Source organism: Aminobacter sp. GW821-FHT11F06 (assembly GCF_058808215.1).
This window is the reverse complement of record NZ_JBXARL010000004.1, coordinates 346,029-366,645: the sequence shown is the minus strand read 5'-3', so window position 1 is coordinate 366,645 and position 20,617 is coordinate 346,029. Positions and strand designations below refer to the sequence as shown.

Here is a 20,617-nt window from a genome sequence, read left to right as displayed (position 1 = left end):
CAGGAGAAAGTAAATTTCATGGGCGTGCTCTTGACGGTACAGTACTTAAGAAACGTGCTTCGCAGGAAGCTGGGGCGATTCAAAGTGTCGACGAGACACTTCCGGATAGTATCGGCGATCTTGCGGAGACCAGCTCCACAAGACGCCTGTTTCGTGATGGGCTAAGTCCAACGCAACAATAGGTTCGTCCAACTCAAACTGGTATTTACCCAGCAACAGATCATCTTTTTGGTCGAAGACTTTCGCCCAGACCTCGATTTCATACTTTTTGCCTGAATAGGCAAAGCTGTGCTCCTCATTTAGGGGATTGAAATGGTGGTAGGCGACGTGCCCCGTGGGGCCGACAAATAGTCCGCTGCCACGAACCATACCTTTTCCATCGTCATATCCCCAGAAGGGGAACTCGTAGCGATCGTCCTCGGTCTTCACCAGAACGTGCATGCTTTCCACCACTCTCCCCCTATTGCCACTAGAGAATAGCGCCGAGCGGAACATTATCTTTGGAATGTCTTCACCGTTCCGACTGTCCCAACCGAAGAAAAATATCGTGGGCTGAGTCAGGAAAACACGTCCCCGCCGCATCTGAGTTAGCCACAGATTCCACGCAGACAGCGCGAGAGCGGCCAACGCAATAGTAAGCGTTATTAAATTGAAGAGTGTGATTGATCTATCCACCGCTCAGCCCGCCAAACAGCGTCGGCATGTCGAGCGGCCTAAAGCCGTAATGCTGGAGCCAGCGGACATCGGCGTCGAAGAAGGCGCGCAGGTCGGGCATGCCGTATTTCAGCATGGCGATGCGGTCGATGCCCATGCCCCAGGCGAAGCCCTGGTACTCGTCGGGATCGAGGCCGCCATGGCGCAGCACGTTCGGATGAACCATGCCGCAGCCCAGGATCTCCATCCAGTCGTTGCCTTCGCCGAAGCGCACTTCGCCCGGCCGCGAACGGTCGCACTGGATGTCGACCTCGAGGCTCGGCTCGGTGAACGGGAAGAAGGACGGGCGGAAGCGCATCTTGACGGACGGCACCTCGAAGAACGCCTTGCAGAACTCCTCCAGCACCCACTTCATGTTAGCGATGTTGGCGGTCTTGTCGATCACCAGGCCCTCGACCTGATGGAACATCGGGGAATGCGTGGCGTCGGAATCCTGGCGGTAGGTTTTGCCGGGAATGACGATGCGGATCGGCGGCTTCTGCGTCTCCATGGTGCGGATCTGCACCGGCGAGGTGTGGGTGCGCAAAAGCTTGCGCTCGCCATTGGCGTCAGGCGGGAAGAAGAAGGTGTCGTGCATCTCGCGCGCCGGATGCCCTTCGGGGAAGTTCAGCGCGGTGAAATTGTAATGGTCGGTCTCGACATCGGGACCTTCGGCGATGGCAAAGCCGAGATCGCCGAAGATCGCCGCGATCTCGTCGATGACCTGGCTGATCGGATGGATGCGGCCACGCTCGGCCGGCGACTGGCGCACCGGCAGCGTGATGTCGATCTTTTCGGCGATCAGGCGCGCGGTGATGGCAACGTCGCGCAGCTCGGTCTTGCGGGAGGCCAGCGCATCGGTGACGCGGTTCTTGAGGCCGTTGATCGCCGGGCCCTTGGTCTGGCGCTCTTCGGCGCTCATCGCGCCAAGCGTCTTCAGCATCTCCGAGACAGAGCCCTTCTTGCCGAGGGCGGCAACGCGCACGGCCTCGATCGCTTGCTCGTCGGAGGCCGAAGCGATGTCGCTCAGCAGCGATTGTTCGAGAGTTTCAAGATCGCTCATGGTCCAGTTCCGTTGCGGCCTTCAAGGCCCTTCGTTGCTGCAAAGAAAAACCCGCGCCAGCCGTGCCAGCGCGGGTTTCCCAAATCAAGTCTGTGATGCTTGGGAAGGCGCTGGTTAAGCAACAGCGCTTTCAAAAGCATTCGGGGTGGTGTTCTTGAGGTACTCAAGAGCAACCTTGGCCTTGGCAACGAGCAAGGCGAATGCCTGGGGCTCGTGGATGGCCATGTCGGAGAGGATCTTGCGATCGATCTCGATGTTGGCCTTGTTCAGACCGTCGATGAAGCGGCCATATGTCAGGCCGTGCTCGCGCACCGCTGCGTTGATACGCTGGACCCACAGGGCGCGGAAGTTGCGCTTGCGGTTCTTGCGGTCGCGGTAAGCGTACTGCTTCGACTTCTCAACCGCCTGCTTGGCAATGCGGATGGTGTTCTTGCGGCGGCCGTAGAAACCCTTGGCCTGCTCGAGAACCTTCTTGTGCTTGGCGTGGGACGTTACGCCCCTTTTTACACGTGCCATGTCATGATCTCCTTAAAACGCTGTCCAGACCGAGGGCTCAGAGGCCGTTCGGAAGAAAATTCTTGATGACCTTCTTGGCGTCCGGTTCAGCCAGAACCATCGTGCCACGGGCATCGCGAATGAACTTGTTGGAACGCTTGATCATGCCATGGCGCTTGCCAGCGGCAGCCGCCAGAACCTTGCCGGTCCCGGTGATCTTGAACCGCTTCTTGGCAGCGGATTTGGTCTTCATCTTGGGCATTTTGCTACTCCGTTCTTAGGATTCCTCGGCATCCGGAGATGCTTGCGAAATCCCTCATGTTGTTGTTTTCAGGCCGACCAAAGCCCGAAAAGCAAATGAAACCGCCACGGCATGCCCTGCCGGGCGGTTCTGGGACGCGGCTATATACGCGGAAGCGGCGCAATGCGCAACACCCTGCGCGCAGTGCAACCGCAATGAATCTCCGAGGGAATCTCAGGGGTTCAGGGTATGCGGAACAGCACCGGCAGCGCACCCGTCATCTGGGCATGATCGATCATCTCGAACACAGGAAGCGCGACCAGGAAAACCAAGCCGTCGAGCAAAGTGCTGAGCAGAATCCGCGGGTTGAAGCTGCCAGTGTTGCCCTCCTGGTAGAGGGAAATATTGGGAAAGAAGCGCGGCACCCTGGCGACATAGGCCTGATATTCCGGGCCGAAGAGCGAGTCGAGATGCCGCTCCTCGCGCAGGATGACGATATGGAACGCCGCGGCGCACAGCACGGCAAAGCCGATGGTCGCAACGATAGAGCCCATCTGCGCGCCGACGCCAGCTGCGGCCAGCGTCGAAAAGACGTAAAGCGGATTGCGGGACATCGAATAGGGCCCGCCGGTGACAATCTCGCCCGACTTGCGCCCGCCAATATAGAGCGTGCACCACAGGCGCCCGACGATGCCGAGGAAGATCATCAGCAGGCCGCCCATCTCGAGGGCCTCGTGAACCGGGCTGTCCGGCGGAAAGGTCGACTGGCCAAACAGCAGCGCCGCAAACAGGGCGACGATCAGCACGGCAAGCACCATGCGCCGCCGGTGCTGATAATTCCCCAGCCCTTCAACCTTCTGTTCGCTCATGACAGTCCACTCGCCTGCAGTACCCGCATGGCGAGTTCGACCGCTCGACGCCTTTCAAGAAAAATGAATGCGCCCCGGCTGTTGCCGGGGCAATAAGGCGTCAGCGTGGCGCGAGCACCATCATCATCTGCCGGCCTTCGAGCTTGGGCTCGGCTTCGACCTTGGCGATGGTGGCGGTTTCCTCACGAACCTTGTTGAGGAGCTGCATGCCAAGTTCCATATGCGCCATCTCGCGGCCACGGAAACGCAGCGTCAGCTTGACCTTGTCGCCTTCCTCGAAGAAGCGGCGAACCGCCTTCATCTTGGTCTCGTAGTCGTGGCTGTCGATGTTCGGGCGCATCTTGATCTCCTTGATCTCGATGACCTTCTGGTTCTTGCGCGCCTCGGCCGCCTTCTTCTGGTTGGCGTATTTCAGCTTGCCGAGGTCAAGTATCTTGACGACGGGCGGCGTGGCGTTGGGGGAAATTTCTACGAGATCGAGGCCTGCCTCTTCGGCGGCCAGGAGTGCGTCGTTGATGGAAACATCGCCACGGTTCGAACCGTCGACGTCGATCAGCTGGACACGGGGAACCCGGATGTCACGGTTGGAACGCGGGCCGTCCTTGGTAGGCGCGGCTGATTTAAAAGGTCTGCGAATGGTCGTGGTCTCCTCGAGCCATTGACGTTGGAAGGTTTGCGGACGCGCCAATGTGGGGAGCGCGCGGGCGAAGTCAATAACACAGCACTCACAACAAATCACCTGCTTCCGCGCATGCGAACTGCCCCAAAATAACGATTCTTGGGGCTCTTTCCGCGTCGGGCCGGCTGTGCCACAAGTCCGTGCCAAGGGGATTTGACATGAATGCAAGTGCGCCAGGCTTCATCGAGGTGGACAACACCCGCATCGCCGTCAGGCATATGGACGGGGCAACACCCGGTGTTGTGTGGCTCGGCGGCTACAATTCGGACATGCTTGGCACCAAGGCCGAGACACTGGCTGGCTGGGCAGCCGACGAAGGCCGGAGCTTCCTGCGCCACGACTATTCCGGTCACGGTGAGTCCGCTGGCCGCTTCGCCGACGGCACGATCTCGAAATGGCTCGGCGAAAGCCTGGCGGTGTTCCGCCAGTTCACGCGCGGACCGCAGATCCTTGTCGGCTCGTCGATGGGCGCGTGGATCGCGCTGCGCATGAATGCCGAGCTGAACCGAGCAGGCGAGGGTGATCGCATCGCGGGCCTTGTTCTTTTGGCGCCCGCACCCGACTTCACTGCCGAGCTGGTCGAACCGCAGCTGACCGAGGCGCAACGGCGCGATCTGGCCGAGAAAGGCTATTTCGAGGAGCCGTCGGAATATTCGCCCGAACCTTACATCTATACGCGCGCGCTGATCGAGGACGGACGGCAGAACCTGGTCATGGGGGCGCCGATCCATACGCACTGCCCGGTGCACATCATCCAGGGCCTGGTCGACCCCGATGTTCCGCACAGCCATGCGCTCAAGCTGATGAGCCTCTTGCCCGCCGACGACGCGACGTTGTCTCTGGTGCCCGATGGCGACCACCGGCTGTCGCGGCCACAGGACCTCGAGCTGATGACCCGCGCGGTCGGCGAAATGATCCAACGGGCGGGCTGAACTCATGCGCATATCGATCCCGATTTCGGCATTTGTCGCGGCCATCGTCGGGTTCGGCGGCACGCTTGCCATCATCATCGCCGCGGCAGAAGCCGTCGGCGCCTCGCAGGTCCAAACGGCAAGCTGGGTCACCGCCATCTGCCTTGCCATGGCGTTCGAAACCGCCTGGCTGTCGTGGCGGACCAGGATGCCCGTCATCTCCGCCTGGTCGACGCCGGGAGCCGCACTGATCGCTGCCAGCAGCGGCTTCACCATCGGCGAGGCGGTCGGCGCCTTCCTCGTCACCGGCGTGCTTTTGGTGCTCACAGGGCTGATCAAGCCGCTGACGCAACTGATTTCGCGCATCCCGGCTTCTGTCGCTTCGGGCATGCTCGCCGGCATCGTCGTCACCTTCGCCATCAATGCGGTGAAGACGATCCCTGGGGATCCCTGGCTGATCCTGCCGCTGATCGCGGCGTTCTTCCTGATACGGCTCTACAATCCGGCACTTTCGGTGCTGGTGGTGCTTGTCGGTGGCGGTGCGGCAGCATTTTTGACCGGCCGGGTCGGCGGGCTGCCTGTGCCGGAACTGTCGACGCTGACACTGATCGCGCCGGAATTTTCGGTCGCAGCGATCATCGGCCTGGCGCTGCCGCTCTATCTCGTCACCATGGCCTCGCAGAATCTTTCGGGCCTCGCGGTGCTGCGTGCCGCCGGCTACCACCCCGAACCGGGACCGCTGATCGGAGTCACCGGGCTGTTTTCAGTGCTGTCGGCACCGTTCGGTGCCTCGACCACCAACCTCGCCGCGATCTCGGCGGCGATCTGCACCGGCCCCGACGTGCACCCTGATATGAAAGAGCGCTGGAAGACCGGGCCGTTCTACGCGCTCGCCTATGTCGTTTTCGCCGCCTTCGGCGCTTCGCTGGTGGCGATCTTTGCCGTGCTGCCACAGAGCCTGATCGTGCTTGTGGCCGGTCTCGCGCTGCTGGCGCCGCTGGCCAATGCGCTCGCCATAGCGCTCAAGGACGACCACCACCGCATGGCCGCGACCATCGCCTTTGCCGTCACCGCATCGGGGCTTGTGCTGTTTGGCGTCGGTTCGGCGTTCTGGGGGCTGGTCGCGGGCCTGGTCGTGCTGGTGCTTGAGAGCATCAAAAAAGGCTAGTTTTTCCAAGCTATTGTCCGGTTTTGGCCGACATTGTCTTGAATCGCCATTTTTCCATTCCCATGTCGTTTGAAGCAGCTTTTTCCCCGGCTGCCTCGAAACGAAGGAACGGCAAACTAAAATGAACACGACTGCACTGATCCGTCCGGCCTGGACGCCGGCAACCATCGCATTGATGGTGATCGGCTTCATGGTGTTCTGGCCGCTCGGCCTCGCCATGCTTGCCTACATCATCTGGGGCGACCGGCTTGAAGGTTTCAAGCGCGACGTAAACCGGGCAACCGACGGCATCTTCGCCGGCTGCCGCAAGGCCTCGTACCGGACCAATGCCCGCACCGGCAACGTCGCTTTCGACGACTGGCGCGAGAAGGAACTCGAGCGCCTCGACGAAGAGCGCCGCAAGCTTGAAACGATGCGCGAAGAATTCGACGCCTATGCCCGCGAACTGCGCCGGGCCAAGGACCAGGACGATTTCGACCGCTTCATGGCCAATCGCCACAAGCCGACGGCACCGACAGTTACGCCCAAGAAGGGCGGCAAGTCAGGCCTGCTCGACGACTGAGGTCGCCTGATCGCTGAATGCCAACGGCGCCGTGTACGCGGCGCCGTTTTCTTTTGCTCCGATTTCCCTCGAATCATCTAGTCTCGCACCCCATGTCCTTTGGCTTCTTCCGCAAGCTGACAAAGCCAGCGCCTGCTCCCGTCCAGGAGCGGGATCACGTTGTCGCGGGCCGCACGCTGCCGCTCAGGATCGTCGAGAACGACCGGGCGCGGCGGCTGACGCTGCGCATCGATGCCGGTGGCCGCGGCCTGCGCATCACCGTGCCGCCCGGCCTGCGCCAGGGCGAGGTCGACCGTTTCCTCGACCGCCACCAGGGCTGGCTGGAACAGCGCTTGGCCAAGGTGCCTGATCGGCCGCAGGTACGCCCCGGCATCAAGATCCCCATTCGCGGCACCCCGCATCTCATCATTCATGAAGGCGGGACGCGCGGCACCGTGCGCCAGTCGCAGGACGAAAGCGGCCCGACGCTCCTGGTCTATGGCGACCGGACGCATCTGCCGCGTCGCATCGCCGATTTCCTCAAGCGCGAGGCCAAGCGCGACATCGAGGCGATGGTGGCAACGCACTGCCTGGCCGCCGGTCGCCGCGCCAAGGCGATCCGCTTTCGCGATACGTCGAGCCGCTGGGGCTCATGCACGTCGGACGGGGTTCTGTCGTTCTCCTGGCGCATCATGATGGCACCTGTGCCTGTCATCAATTACCTCGTCGCGCATGAAGTGGCACACCTACGAGAAATGAACCACGGCCCGAAATTCTGGAAGCTGTGCGAGGAACTGTGCCCCGACACCGAGCGCTGCAAGGCCTGGCTCAAGCGCAATGGCAGCGCGCTGCAGGCGATACAGTTTGAGTGAGCGAATAGGGAATAGCGAATAGTGAGTAGTGGGCCGGCGCGTGGCCGCTGCGTTCACGCCAAGCCGATCCTGTCTCTATTCGCTACTCTCTATTCGCTATTCGCTCCCTTCGCTTTTCCTCGACTTCGCCGCCTTTTCGTGCCACTCCCCACCCATGGCTTTCGACATCAAAATCTGTGGCCTCAAGACCGACGAAGCGCTGACGGCAGCGCTTTCCGGCGGCGCGAGCCATGTCGGCTTCATCTTCTTTGCCAAGAGCCCGCGCAACATTTCGCCCGAGGATGCCGGGCGGCTGCGTGAGGCGGCAAAGGGCAAAGCGAAAGCCGTTGCCGTGACCGTCGATGCCGACGACGCGTTCCTCGACAAGATCGTGGCTGCGATGAAGCCCGACATGATCCAGCTGCACGGCAAGGAAAGCCCGGCACGTGTGGCCGAGGTCAGAGCGCGCTACGGCCTGCCGGTGATGAAGGCTTTTTCCATTCGCGAGGCCGCCGATTTCGAGGCGATCACACCCTATATCGGCGTTGCCGACCGCCTGCTTTTCGACGCCAAGCCACCTGCAGGCTCCGAATTGCCCGGCGGCAATGGCGTGTCGTTCGACTGGCGGCTGCTCGCAGGCCTTGACGCCTCCGTCGATTACATGCTTTCCGGTGGCCTGAACGCCGCCAATATCGGCGACGCCCTCAAGCTCGCGAACCCGCCCGGCATCGACATTTCCTCGGGCGTGGAAAGCGCTCCGGGCGTCAAGGATGCGGCGCTGATCGAAAATTTCTTCAGGGCCGTCCGGGCAGCTCGCGACCGCAGCGCCGCCTGACCAGCCTCCAGCCGCAAGGAGATCGGCCGTGAACAAGCCGACTGAGCCCAATTCCTTCCGCACCGGGCCCGACGAACAGGGCATGTTCGGCATTTTCGGCGGTCGTTTCGTCGCCGAGACGCTGATGCCGCTGATCCTCGAACTCCAGCGTCACTGGGACGAGGCCAAGAACGACCCGGCCTTCAAAGCGGAACTGAGCGACCTGTCGACCCATTATGCCGGCCGGCCCTCCAAGCTCTATTATGCCGAAGGCCTGACCAGGCATCTGGGCGGCGCAAAAATCTACTTCAAGCGCGAAGACCTCAACCACACCGGTTCGCACAAGATCAATAACTGCCTGGGCCAGATCCTTTTGGCCAAGCGCATGGGCAAGACCCGCATCATCGCCGAGACGGGTGCTGGCCAGCACGGCGTGGCGTCGGCAACCGTTGCGGCGCGCTTCGGCTTTCCGTGCTTCGTCTATATGGGCGCCACCGACGTCGAGCGGCAGATGCCGAACGTCTTCCGCATGAAGCTGCTTGGTGCCGAAGTGCGCCCGGTCAGCGCCGGCCATGGCACGCTGAAGGACGCCATGAACGAGGCGCTGCGCGACTGGGTCACCAATGTGCACGACACCTATTACCTGATCGGCACGGCCGCCGGCCCGCACCCCTATCCGGAACTGGTACGCGACTTCCAGTCGGTGATCGGCACCGAGGCGCGCGCCCAGATCCTCGAACAGGAAGGCCGCCTGCCCGACATGATCGTGGCAGCCGTCGGTGGCGGCTCCAATGCGATTGGCCTGTTCCACCCCTTCCTCGACGACCGCAGCGTCAAGATCGTCGGCATCGAAGCCGGCGGGCGCGGCCTCGACGGCATCGAGCATTGCGCCTCGATGAATGCCGGCCGCCCGGGCGTGCTGCACGGCAACCGCACCTATCTGTTGCAGAACGACGACGGCCAGATCCTCGACGGCCATTCGATCTCGGCGGGCCTCGACTATCCCGGCGTCGGCCCGGAGCACTCCTGGCTGCGCGATACCGGGCGCGTCGAATATGTGCCGATCCTCGACGACGAGGCACTTGAGGCGTTCCAGCTGACGACGCGCGTCGAAGGCATCATCCCGGCACTCGAATCCGCCCACGCTATCGCGCATGCGGTCAAGGTCGCGCCAACCATGGGCAAGGACAAGGTGATGATCGTCAACCTGTCCGGCCGCGGCGACAAGGACGTGCATACGGTGGCCAAGATGCTGGGTATGGAGATCTGATCATGACCACCCGCATCGACCGCCGCATGGCCAAGCTCACGGCCGAGGGACGTCCAGCACTCGTCACCTACTTCATGGGCGGCGACCCCGATTACGACACGTCTTTGTCGATCATGAAGGCGCTGCCCAAGGCCGGCAGCGACATCATCGAGCTCGGCATGCCGTTCTCCGACCCTATGGCCGACGGCCCGGCGATCCAGGCCGCTGGCCTGCGCGCGCTGAAGGCTGGCCAGACGCTGAAAAAGACGCTGCAGATGGCGCGCGAGTTCCGAAAGGGCGACGACGAAACGCCGATCGTCATGATGGGCTACTACAACCCGATCTACATCTACGGCGTCGACCGCTTCCTGGAAGACGCGCTGGCGTCGGGCATCGACGGGCTGATCGTCGTCGACCTGCCGCCGGAAATGGATGCCGAGCTGTGCATCCCCGCGCTCAAGGCCGGCATCAATTTCATTCGCCTGGCGACGCCGACGACCGACGACAAGCGCCTGCCCAAGGTGCTCGAGAACACCTCCGGTTTCGTCTATTATGTCTCGATGACCGGCATCACCGGGTCGGCACTGGCCGATACGTCGAAGGTTGCCGAGGCCGTCCAACGCATCAAGGCCCATACCGACCTGCCAGTCTGCGTCGGCTTCGGCGTCAAGACCGCCGAGCAGGCCAGGACCATCGGCGCTTCCGCCGACGGCGTGGTGGTGGGCACCGCGATCGTCAACGCGGTTGCCAATGTCATCGGGCCGAAAGGCGAGAAAACCGCTGATCCGGCCGAGGCCGTGGCAACGCTGGTCACTGGCTTGTCCCAGGGCATTCGCGCCGCACGCCTTGCTACCGCCCAATAAATATCCCATGTCCTGGGCTCGAAGAGGACTTCTGCCATGAACTGGATTACCAACTACGTTCGCCCCAAGATCAACTCGATGCTGGGCCGTCGCGAAATGCCCGAAAATCTCTGGATCAAGGATCCCGAGAGCGGCGAGATGGTGTTCCACAAGGACCTCGAGGAAAACCAGTATGTGATCCCCTCGTCGGGCCATCACATGAAGATCTCGGCCAAGGAGCGTCTGCGTTTCTTCTTCGACGAAGGCCGCTACGAGCCGATCGAAAATCCCAAGGTGATGGTCGATCCGCTGAAGTTCCGCGACGAAAAGCGCTATGTCGACCGGCTGAAGGACGCCAAGGCCAAGACCGGCATGGAAGACGCGATCCTGTCGGGCACCGGCACGATCGAGGGTCTGCCTGTCGTCGTCACCGTGCAGGATTTCGCCTTCATGGGCGGCTCTCTCGGCATGGCTGCGGGCGATGCGATCATCCGCGCTTTCAGCGTTGCGCTTGAGAAGAAGCGTCCGCTGATCCTGTTTGCCGCCTCGGGTGGCGCGCGCATGCAGGAAGGCATCTTGTCGCTGATGCAGTTGCCGCGCACGACGGTTGCCGTCGACCGGCTCAAGGAAGCCGGCCTGCCTTACATCGTGGTGCTGACCAACCCGACGACCGGCGGCGTCACCGCCTCCTATGCGATGCTGGGCGACGTGCACATTGCCGAGCCGGGCGCGCTGATCGGCTTTGCCGGCCCGCGCGTCATCGAGCAGACGATCCGCGAAAAGCTGCCCGAGGGCTTCCAGCGCTCCGAATACCTGATGGATCACGGCATGGTCGACATGGTGGTGTCGCGGCTGGAGCTCAAGTCGACCATCGCCAACCTGGTGAAAATCCTGGTCAAGGCGCCGGCTGCCGCCAAGGCGGCCGAGGCCGAGATCCTGCCGCCGGTGGTGCCAGTGCCGGAAGGCCGCCCACAGGCCTAGCGCCTCACGGCCTGGACGACGTTGAAGCCGGGGGGATTGCCATGACCACGCTCGAAGCCGATCTCGAAATCGAGCGCCTTTTGGCGCTTCATCCGAAGGGTTTCGACCTTTCGCTCGACCGCATTACCAGGCTGCTCGAACGGCTGGGCAATCCGCAAGACCACATGCCGCCGGTGATCCACATCGCCGGCACCAACGGCAAGGGCTCGGCCGCGGCGTTTTCGCGGGCACTGCTCGAAGCCTCGGGCCTGCTGGTCCATGTGCACACCTCGCCGCATCTGGTGAACTGGCATGAGCGCTATCGCCTTGCGGCGCCTGCTGGCGGCAAGCTTGTCGCCGACGACGTGCTGGCCGATGCCGTCAGGCGCGTCGGCGAGGCCAATCGCGGTGAAAAGATCACCGTCTTCGAGATCCTGACCGCCGTCACCTTCGTCCTGTTTTCCGAACATCCAGCCGACGCCTGCATCATCGAGGTCGGGCTCGGCGGACGCTTCGACGCCACCAACGTCATCAAGCGGCCGGCGGTGTCGGTGATCATGCCGGTGTCGATGGACCACGAGGCCTATCTCGGCGACAAGGTCGAGCTGATCGCCGCCGAAAAGGCCGGCATCATCAAGCGCGGCTGCCCTGTCGTCATTGGCGCGCAGGAAACCGAGGCGGCACAGCAGGTGCTGATCGACACCGCCGAACGGCTCAACTGCCCGCTCGAGGTCTACGGCCAGGATTTCGTCGCCTTCGAGGAAAACGGCCGCATGGTCTACCAGGACCAGAACGGCCTGATGGACCTTTCGCCGCCAAGGCTGCCCGGCCGACACCAGTTCGCCAATGCGGCGGCAGCCATTGCTGCGGTCAGATCGGCCGGTTTCCCGATCAGCGAACGTGCCGCCGACAAGGCGATGACAACAGTTGCCTGGCCCGGCCGGATGCAGCGCATGCCGCAGGGCAAGCTGAGCGACCTCGGTCCAAAGGGTGCCGAAATCTGGATCGACGGCGGGCACAATCCTGGTGCCGGCACTGTCATTGCCGAAGCACTGACCGAGCAGGAAGAGAAGTTCCCAAGGCCGCTGTTCCTGATCTCCGGCATGATCAACACCAAGGACCAGACCGGCTATTTCCGGCCGTTCCACGGCATGGCGCGCCATGTCTACACTGTGCCGGTGACGATGAGCGAAAGCGGCGTGCCTCATGAGGAGCTGGCGGTGCGCGCAAGCGAAGCCGGCCTGTCGGCCGAGCCGGTCGCTTCGGTTGCCAATGCGCTGATGCTGTTGCGCGACACCTGGGACGAAGATGAGCCCGCGCCGCGCATCCTGATCGGCGGCTCGCTCTACCTCGTTGGCGCCGTGCTTGCCGAAAACGGCACGCCACCGACCTGAAGCAAGCCAAAATCTGGATGCAAAAAAGCCCGGTCGAAGCCGGGCTTTTTCACGTTCGGGAACTGCGCAGCAAGCGTCAGGCGACGTTGCCGTTGATCCAGCTGGACAGCGCGGTCTTGGGCAGGGCGCCGACCTTGATGTCGGCGACTTCGCCGTTCTTGAAGATCATCAGCGTCGGAATCGAGCGCACGCCGAACTGGGCGGCGATCTCGGGGTTCTCGTCGATGTTGACCTTGGTGATCTTGACCTTTCCAGCGAGCTCGTTGGAAATCTCTTCGAGCGACGGGCCGATCATCTTGCAGGGGCCGCACCATTCAGCCCAAAAATCGACGACGACGGGCTCCTTGGCCTCGAGCACGCCGGACTTGAAATTGCTGTTGTCGATCTTGACGGTGGCCATAATGCCGATCCTCTTGCGGTTAGCTGTCGCGCCATATGTGGTAGTGCGCGGACCCGTGGTCAAGCAGTTGTTGTGTCACGCCTCGGTGAGTCGAACAAGCGCAGCGTCCATCGACTCCACCGGAACGGCGATCAGCCGTGGCGCTTCGGTGAACAGCAAAGCTGCGGATACCACCTTGTCAGGATAGAGCGGCGCAAGCAGCGCGCGGTAGAGCGCAAGCTGCACGACATAGGCCTCGGGTACCTCGTCGAACGAGACGGGCGGCGCGTTGTTGGTCTTGTAGTCGACGATCAAAACCTCGTTATCGGTGACGGCCAGCCTGTCGATCTTGCCCGATACCGAGCGCGGCTTTCCACGCACATTGAGGCTGCCCATGATCGATACCTCGGCGCGCGATGTCGGCGAAAACAGCGGCTGGAAATGTGGATCGTCGAGGACAGCGAGCACCGAGGCTGCAGCGGCGGAGCGTTCATGCGGTTGCCAGTCCTGCCCGACGCGGGCGAGATAGCGCTCGGCGGCAGCAACGCGATCCTCCGGGGCAAAACGCGGTAACATCTGCAGCAGGCGATGCAGGGCCGAGCCGCGCGCGATGGCAAATCCGGGCTCAAGCTCAGTGTCGAGCACCGGCGAGCGTCCGGAAATCAGCGGTTCGCGTGTCTCGTCGATCAAGGCTGATGCACCCGACGGCGACAGCGGCCGTGGCAGGTCCTCGAAAGGCGGCGGCGCGGCGTAGAGGCTTTCCGGCAAAGCTTCGAGCGGGGTTCTTTCACCGGCCTCGGGTTCCGCAGCTGCGAGAGCGATCTTGGGCAAGGGCGTGACACGGAAGCGGTGGACCAGGCGGTCGGTGATGACGGGATGGCCGCGCTCCTCGCTCTCGGGCGCGGCCGACAGCGCGCGGCTGACGATCGAATGCCAGGTGTTCAGGCCCGGCTGGCGCTTGCCGTGATAGCCGCAGACGATCAGCCGGTCTTCGGCGCGCGTCATGCCGACATAGAGCAGCCGCCGGTACTCGTCGTCGGCCAAATCCTTGGCCAACGCGCTGGCGCCTTTCGAAAAGGCGTTGGCGACATCGCTGCCGGCACGCCAGAGATAACCCTTGCCCTGCCAGTGTTTTCCACGCGGCACAAATGGCATGAGACGCGGCAGATGCTGGTCGCTGAACGGGGCCGAGCCGCTGTCGACAAGGAACACCACCGGCGCCTCCAGGCCCTTGGCGGCGTGCACGGTCATGATGCGGACCTCGTCGCGCGTCTGGTCCATTTCGCGCTTGATCTCGGGGCCGGCGTTTTCCAGCGTCGACAGGAAGGATTCGAGACCGGGCAGGCCGGTGCGCTCTTCGGCCAGGCAGAAATTCAGGAATTCGTCGAGAATGTCGCCGGCCTCCTGGCCGAGACGCGAGATCATCTTCTTGCGCACGCCGTCGCGGTCGCGGCCGCCCGACAATACACCCGAATAAAACTCGAAGATCGGCCGGAACGCCGCTTCGGTTGCCCAGGCTTCAAGCTGGTCGGCAACTGCCTTGAACCCTGCATCGGTTTCGGCCTGGTCGCGCAGCGAGGCGATCAGCGAGCGCCCACTTCCACGTCCCGCAGCAAGCGCAAACAGCGCGTCCTCCGACAGGCCGAAGATCGGGCTGCGCAGCACTGCCGCCAGCGCCAGGTCGTCCTCCGGCTGGATCAGGAAACGACCAAGCGCGATCAGGTCCTTGACGGCTATGTGGCCGGGCAAGCTCAACCGGTCGGCACCGGCGACGGGAATGTCACGGCGCTTCAGCGCACGCGACAGCGCGTGCACGAAGCGATCGCGCTTGCGCACCAGCACCATGACGTCGCCGGCACGAAGGCGTTTTCCCGTGCCTTCGATGACCTCGCGCTCGTCGAGCCATTTGCGGATGGTGGCCGCGACCTGTTCGGCGACGACAACGGCGGGCGCATGGGCGTGGTCGATGGGCTTGCGCCAATCGTCGGGCTCGTCGACGGCATCGGCACCGACCGAGGGCCAGACCTCGGCATAACCTGCAGCACCGGCGCGGATCGCCTTGTGGCTCGGCGGCTCGGGCGCACGGGTGACACCGCGACGCACGCTGGTGTCCTCAAAGACGCGGTCGACTGCCGAGAGCACGTCGTCGGTCGAGCGGAACGACCAGGTCAGCGTGACGTCTTCGAAACGCGCATTGGCGTCGCGGATGCGGGCGGCGAACTCATGCTTGGAATTGTCGAAGGATTCAGGGGCCGCGCCCTGGAACGAATAGATCGACTGTTTTTCGTCGCCGACGGCAAAGACCGTGCGGTGAACATTGTCGCGGGCGCTGAAGCCGGAGAAGAATTCTTCCGCCAGCCGCTTCACCACTTCCCACTGGTCGGGGCTCGTGTCCTGGGCCTCGTCAAGCAGGATGTGGTCGATGCCTTTGTCGAGCTTGTATTGCACCCAAGGCCCGGCATCGGGCCGCGCCAGCAGGTTGACGGTGCGGGTGATGAGGTCGTTGAAATCGAGGAAGCCGCGCCCGGTCTTCAGCCGCTCGTAACGCGCGATCAGCCAGTCGGCGATTGTCAACGCTGCCTGCGTCGCTTCCAGCATGCGGAAATGGGCGAGCCGGTCGGCAGCGTCTGTGATGGCGGTTGCGGTTGCCGCATAACGCTCGGGCAAATCGGGCAGCCGGTCGAGCAACGCCTTCTTGAAGGCGCTGGATGGATTGTAGGGGTCGCCATCGGCCTTCAGGAAGGCGTCGGTCAGAAGCGACAGGCGGCGGATCGGATCGGCTTCGGCGTAAGCGAGGCGGGCGTAAGGCAGGATGTTGTTGAGCACGCTGCGCGCGTCGGTCGCCTCTGCCGCCGCAGCGAATGCGTTGAAAAATTCCAGATCGAAGCCGGGCAACGGCCAGATCGAAGCGGCGATGGCTTCAGCGCTATCGTCCGGCGAAAAGCCGAACTCTTCATAGAGCGCGCCGAACGGCCAGGTAAAATCCTGGATCTGGGCGATGAAGGCGCGCAGGCCGTCGCGCTTGCGCACGATCTCGGCAAGTAGCGCATCGAGCCCGGCCTCTCCGCCGCGCTCCAGCACCTTGGCGAAGGCCTCGGCGAGTTCCGGATTATGCTCGCCTGCGCCGGTGACCATGTCGCGCCGGGCAGTGGCGAATAAAGTCGCCTCCATCTGCGCGTCGAGCATCTCGAAATGGGCAGCGATGTTGGCTTCGAGCGGGAACTGATGCAGCACCGACTCGCAGAAGGCGTGGATGGTCTGGATCTTGAGCCCGCCCGGCGTTTCCAGCGCCTCGGCAAACAGCCGCCTGGCACGGCGCAATTTGGCAGCATCGGGACGCGCGCTGTCGAGGGCCGTTATGCGCTCGGCCAGCTCGGCGTCCGGCAGCATTGTCCATTCGGACAGATTGGCGAAGACGCGGTTCGACATGTTGGCGGCGGCAGCGCGCGTGTACGTCAGACAGAGTATCTTCGAGGGGTCAGTGCCACGCAGCAGAAGCCGCATCACGCGCTGCGACAGCACGTGCGTCTTGCCCGAGCCGGCATTGGCCGACACCCAGACCGAATTGGCGGGATCGGAGGCGCGGGCCTGGCGTTCGGCGGTTTCGGTGGGGACGAAGAATTTCTTTTTCATTCCTCGCCCTCCGCGCCGCCGTCGCCACCGGCCGACCATTCGAGCACGCGGGCGAGATGGTCATAGTCGCCGTCGGTCTCGCCTTCGCGGAAGGGCAAAGCGCGCGAGAGATAGCCGGTGGTCGGGTCGTTGTAGTGCAACAAGAGCTGCTCCAGCCGCTCCCAGGCCTCTTCGGAGAGTTCGATGGCCGATTTCGGCTTCCTGTTGTGTTCGAGGATCGATTCTTCGAACACCTCGCCATTGGGCTTCAGGCGCACGAAGGCAAGCTGCGAGGGCTCGCGCTTGCCAAGCTCGCGGAAGGCGCCGCGCCGGAGCAGCGCGCCTTCGAGCGCCAGCTGCGGCGAAATCAGCGTATGCGCCTGCGCCTTGGACGGCGAGGAGCCTGTCTTGTAATCGAGAATGTCGGCCATGCCGCCGGCGAGAACATCGATGCGGTCGGCGCGACCAGACAGGGTTATGCCGGTGAGGCCGACCTCGACCGCCGAGGCACCTTCTTCGGCGTGGCGGCTGGCAACGGCCTCGGCGCGGCTGCGTTCCCACACCAGGATGTTGACCGCCAGACGCTCGAAGCGCGGCCACCACACAGCCTCGACATCGGCGGGGAGGGCGGCTTCGGCAAAGCAGTGACGGCCGGCAGCAATCAGGGCTTCGAACGCATTGGGCGCACGCGGATCGACGATGGTCGAGGAAAACAGATGCAATATGTCGTGGAACAGCGTGCCGCGCTCGGCGGCACCGGGGTCGCGCACCAGCGGGTCGATCGCCGACAGGCCAAGGACGCGCCTGGCATAAACGGCGTAAGGGTCGCGGCGCAGTGTTTCGATCTCGGTGATGCTGAAGCGGCGCGGCCTGACGGCCAGCGGCGGCTTGGGGTCGGGCCGGGCGGCGAAATCGGACTTCTGGCCGGCATCGAGCACGCGGGCCCAATGCAGCAGCTTTTCACCACGTTTGCGCAAGGTCGCGGCATGGTCGGGGCCGGTGTAGGTCAACAGCCGCTGCAACCAGCGCGACGGCACCGCGGGCGCATCGCCCGAACGGGCCGAGCGCGACAACACGACGTTTTTCGCACCCATCGCCATCTGGAAATCATGGGCGGCAAGGCCGATGCGGCGCTCCGGCGGCTCGAGGTCGATGCCTGATTTCATGACGCGCGACATGAAGCGGTCGGCCTCGGCTTTGCGCGGCCAGCTGCCTTCGTTGAGCCCGCCGATGACCAGCGTGTCGACTGTCTGCAAGCGGGCTTCGAGCGCGCCCCAGATCGCGATGGCGCGGTCGGCACCTTGCGCGGGCTTGACCGCCTCGGGCGCCACCAGCGCGTCCATGACATCGGGCCATTCATCGGCGGCGAAGGTGAACGATGCTTGGGCTGCGACCAGCGAGCGAAGCGCTTCGGCGAGCTTGGCACCGGCGTCGCCGTCATAGAGCGTGCCCAGGCCGCCATGTTCGTCGCGGCCGAGATTTTCGAGCGCTTCGACGGTGGCGCGGACAATCGCTGCGAGTTCGACCGACGCATCGCCTCGGAAGGCAAACAGCGGTGCGAGCGCTGCGACGAGCCTCGTCGCGATATCACGCGCTTCTTCAATGCGGCGCACAGTGATGCGGTCGAACCAGAACGGTTTGCGCGAGCCGCCGGCGACATCGGTCATCCTGCCGTCGAAGGCTTCGGCGAGCCCGGCAATGTCGGGGCGGCCGACGCCGCCGCGCAGCACGACGAGTTCCAGTGTCTCGGCCACGCGCCTGACGGTGGCGCGGTCGGCACCGAGCCGAAGCAGCGGATGCTTGAGCAGCGACAGCACCGCGACCGGATCGCCGGGGCGGAAGGCGGCGTCGAGCATGGTGCGCAAAAGGGCGGCGGGCGGCGTGTTGGCAAGCGGCATGCCGCCGGAATCGTCGGCCTGGATGCCGAAGCGGCGAAGCTCTGAGGCAACGCGGCGCGCCAGATTGCGATCGCCGGTGACCAATGCGGCGCGATGGCCCGGCTCGGCAACGGCCTGGCGCAGGGCGATGGCGATGGCTGCCGCCTCGTCGCGCTCATGCGCGGCTTCGAGCAAGGTTATGCCGGCAAGGGCATCCGCGATCTCGGCATCGTCGACGTCGCCGCGCTTGTCGGCCCAGGCGTCGGTGGTCTCGGCCGGCCGCATCGCTTCACCGACAATCGCCGCACGCCGCGCCATGGCTTGGGTCGGTTCGCCGAGTTCGTCGACATCGCCGCGCAGGATGCCGATCTTGCCGATCAGCTTGGCGAGGCCATATTGCGGATGGCCGAGCACCGAGGCTTTCGCGCCGATAGCCGTGATCGTCTCATAGGCGCGCTCGTCGAGCGTGGCATCCAGCCCTGGCAACACCACGGCACCGCGCGGCAGGCGCGCGATCGCGGCCAAAAGGTCGGCGGTGGCGGGAATAGAGCCGGTCGAGCCGGCGGCGATGACCGGGCCGGCCGGCGGATTGTGCTTCAGGCGCTCCGCCTCAAGGCGGATCAACGCGCTGCGGTGGGCGGCCGGGTTGGACTGGCCGCGCTCCTTCAGCATCTCCGGCCAGGCGCCGGTGACGATGGAGAGGAAGTCGAGCGTCACTTGCCACCAGCCGGACAGTTCGCCAGTGACGAGCCCGGCCAGCCGCGACCAGTCGGAGCTCTCGGTTTCGATCTCGTCCATCAGCCCGGCAAGGTCGCGCGCCAGCCAGATGGCATCGGCGGCCGAGGCGGGAACGACGATCTCTTCTTCGAACATCGCGGCGACATGAGCCGGTAGGCGGCGCTTCCAGGCGCGGACCAGAGGCGCCAACAACAGCAGGCGGTCGGTGGACGAGACAGGCGGTGCAAGGTCGAGCGCGCCGCTGCCCTCGGCCTCGAACGCCGCCTCGTCCTCGTCGAACTCGCCCAGCGGCTTGATGACGGGCAGGATGGCCGAACCACCGCCGGCGGCATCGACAAAGACACCGCGCAGAGCACGCGCCGCGCGCCGTGTCGGCACATAGATGGTGACGTCGGCGAGCGACAGCGGATCCCCGGTGTAGCGGAAATCAGGGATCAGCCGGCCATCGAGCAGCGCCTGCGCCAATGTCGGCAGGAAAGGGGTGCCGGGCGGGATCGAATAGACGCGTGGCGACGCACGGCCGCTCATGACGCGTCCGCCAATGCCCTTTTCACCGCGGCCTCCGCCTGCGGGATGGCGTCGGGCGTGCCGACGGTGATCCAATGGCCATGCATATGCATGCCGAACAGCCGGCCTGTTGATATGGCCTCGTCGAAATAGCGGTTGAGCGAATGCGGCGCTTCAGAAGCATGGGCGAAAAGGCGCGGATGGATGATCGCAGCACCCGCGTAGATCAGGCCTTCGGGTGCACCCTTGGCACGGCTCAAGGCCCCGTCCGGCGCGACCAGAAAGTCGGTGCCGCCGCTGTGTCCTGTCGCCTGTCCGAGATCCGCCAGCATGATCAGAATATCCATGCGCGAGGCGTCCCAGGCAAGGGCGAGGCGGCCAAGGTTCGGCGTGCCGTGGTCGATCCAGAACGTATCGGCATTGACGATGTAGAAGGGGTCCGTGCCAAGCTCGGGCAGCGCCTTGACGATGCCGCCGGCGGAATCGAGCAGACCGTCGCTTTCGTCCGAAATGACGATCCTGGGTCCGTTGCGCGCAGCGACGTGGGCGACGATCTGATCGGGCAGATAGTGAACGTTGACGACGGCCTTAGCGACGCCGACCTCGGCGAGGCTGTCGAGCCCCCAGTCGAGCAGCGTCTTGCCTGATATCCGCACCAGCGGCTTTGGGATGGTGTCAGTGATCGGCCGCATGCGCTTGCCGAGACCGGCGGCAAGCACCATGGCAATGGATGG

The 20,617-nt window shown here is 63.9% G+C and carries 19 protein-coding genes; 9 read left to right on the top strand and 10 right to left on the bottom strand.

The window, feature by feature from the left end:
- Window positions 1-45 precede the first annotated feature (45 nt).
- The 6 genes from AC1RTB_RS13180 to infC all read right to left on the bottom strand — a co-directional run bounded on the left by AC1RTB_RS13180 (window position 46) and on the right by infC (window position 3,998).
- Window positions 46-441: a hypothetical protein gene (locus tag AC1RTB_RS13180; RefSeq protein WP_492878396.1), complete on the bottom strand. Its 396-nt coding sequence runs from the start codon at window positions 439-441 to the stop codon at window positions 46-48.
- Between the two features lie 226 nt (window positions 442-667).
- Complete coding sequence (gene pheS / locus AC1RTB_RS13175; protein ID WP_492878398.1) at window positions 668-1,756, bottom strand: phenylalanine--tRNA ligase subunit alpha; 1,089 nt, start codon at window positions 1,754-1,756, stop codon at window positions 668-670.
- 114 nt (window positions 1,757-1,870) lie between these two features.
- Complete coding sequence (gene rplT / locus AC1RTB_RS13170) at window positions 1,871-2,272, bottom strand: 50S ribosomal protein L20 (protein WP_492878400.1); 402 nt, start codon at window positions 2,270-2,272, stop codon at window positions 1,871-1,873.
- 37 nt (window positions 2,273-2,309) lie between these two features.
- A complete protein-coding gene (gene rpmI / locus AC1RTB_RS13165) occupies window positions 2,310-2,513 on the bottom strand; it encodes a 50S ribosomal protein L35 (RefSeq protein WP_476786844.1) in 204 nt (67 codons plus the stop codon).
- Window positions 2,514-2,734: 221 nt separating this feature from the next.
- Window positions 2,735-3,361, bottom strand: coding sequence for a methyltransferase family protein (locus tag AC1RTB_RS13160; protein ID WP_492878402.1), 627 nt, complete (start codon window positions 3,359-3,361; stop codon window positions 2,735-2,737).
- 100 nt (window positions 3,362-3,461) lie between these two features.
- Complete coding sequence (infC, locus tag AC1RTB_RS13155) at window positions 3,462-3,998, bottom strand: translation initiation factor IF-3 (protein WP_476781694.1); 537 nt, start codon at window positions 3,996-3,998, stop codon at window positions 3,462-3,464.
- 200 nt (window positions 3,999-4,198) lie between these two features.
- Between infC and AC1RTB_RS13150 the strand changes: the two genes are divergently transcribed.
- From AC1RTB_RS13150 to AC1RTB_RS13110, 9 genes are all read left to right on the top strand, one after another.
- Window positions 4,199-4,972: an alpha/beta hydrolase gene (locus AC1RTB_RS13150; protein WP_492878404.1), complete on the top strand. Its 774-nt coding sequence runs from the start codon at window positions 4,199-4,201 to the stop codon at window positions 4,970-4,972.
- Between the two features lie 4 nt (window positions 4,973-4,976).
- Window positions 4,977-6,119 carry a benzoate/H(+) symporter BenE family transporter gene (locus AC1RTB_RS13145; protein ID WP_492878406.1) on the top strand — a complete coding sequence of 381 codons (1,143 nt, stop codon included), beginning with the start codon at window positions 4,977-4,979 and terminating at the stop codon, window positions 6,117-6,119.
- Between the two features lie 121 nt (window positions 6,120-6,240).
- Window positions 6,241-6,681 (top strand): DUF2852 domain-containing protein, encoded by a 441-nt coding sequence (locus AC1RTB_RS13140; RefSeq protein ID WP_476801361.1) that lies wholly within the window; start codon window positions 6,241-6,243, stop codon window positions 6,679-6,681.
- Between the two features lie 92 nt (window positions 6,682-6,773).
- Window positions 6,774-7,532 (top strand): M48 family metallopeptidase, encoded by a 759-nt coding sequence (locus AC1RTB_RS13135; RefSeq protein ID WP_492878409.1) that lies wholly within the window; start codon window positions 6,774-6,776, stop codon window positions 7,530-7,532.
- Window positions 7,533-7,686: 154 nt separating this feature from the next.
- Window positions 7,687-8,346, top strand: coding sequence for a phosphoribosylanthranilate isomerase (locus AC1RTB_RS13130; RefSeq protein ID WP_492878411.1), 660 nt, complete (start codon window positions 7,687-7,689; stop codon window positions 8,344-8,346).
- A gap of 28 nt (window positions 8,347-8,374) precedes the next feature.
- Window positions 8,375-9,595, top strand: coding sequence for a tryptophan synthase subunit beta (gene trpB, locus AC1RTB_RS13125; RefSeq protein ID WP_492878413.1), 1,221 nt, complete (start codon window positions 8,375-8,377; stop codon window positions 9,593-9,595).
- A 2-nt stretch (window positions 9,596-9,597) separates the two neighbouring features.
- A complete protein-coding gene (gene trpA / locus AC1RTB_RS13120) occupies window positions 9,598-10,437 on the top strand; it encodes a tryptophan synthase subunit alpha (RefSeq protein WP_492878415.1) in 840 nt (279 codons plus the stop codon).
- 36 nt (window positions 10,438-10,473) lie between these two features.
- Complete coding sequence (accD, locus tag AC1RTB_RS13115; protein ID WP_492878417.1) at window positions 10,474-11,397, top strand: acetyl-CoA carboxylase, carboxyltransferase subunit beta; 924 nt, start codon at window positions 10,474-10,476, stop codon at window positions 11,395-11,397.
- Between the two features lie 41 nt (window positions 11,398-11,438).
- Entirely contained in the window at window positions 11,439-12,770 is a 1,332-nt protein-coding gene (locus AC1RTB_RS13110; protein WP_492878419.1) for a bifunctional folylpolyglutamate synthase/dihydrofolate synthase, read from the top strand.
- A gap of 76 nt (window positions 12,771-12,846) precedes the next feature.
- Here AC1RTB_RS13110 and trxA read toward each other — a convergent pair whose 3' ends face one another.
- From trxA to AC1RTB_RS13090, 4 genes are all read right to left on the bottom strand, one after another.
- Window positions 12,847-13,170 (bottom strand): thioredoxin, encoded by a 324-nt coding sequence (gene trxA / locus AC1RTB_RS13105; RefSeq protein WP_492878421.1) that lies wholly within the window; start codon window positions 13,168-13,170, stop codon window positions 12,847-12,849.
- Between the two features lie 75 nt (window positions 13,171-13,245).
- The gene (addA, locus tag AC1RTB_RS13100; protein ID WP_492878423.1) at window positions 13,246-16,782 is read right to left on the bottom strand and encodes a double-strand break repair helicase AddA; all 3,537 of its coding nucleotides are present in this window, start codon (window positions 16,780-16,782) and stop codon (window positions 13,246-13,248) included.
- Complete coding sequence (addB, locus tag AC1RTB_RS13095; RefSeq protein ID WP_492878425.1) at window positions 16,779-19,904, bottom strand: double-strand break repair protein AddB; 3,126 nt, start codon at window positions 19,902-19,904, stop codon at window positions 16,779-16,781. Before addB ends, addA begins: the two co-directional genes overlap by 4 nt.
- On the bottom strand, window positions 19,901-20,605 hold the full coding sequence (locus AC1RTB_RS13090) for a nucleotidyltransferase family protein (RefSeq protein ID WP_492879008.1): 705 nt from the start codon (window positions 20,603-20,605) through the stop codon (window positions 19,901-19,903). The genes addB and AC1RTB_RS13090 overlap by 4 nt, the downstream gene beginning before the upstream one ends.
- Window positions 20,606-20,617 lie beyond the last annotated feature (12 nt).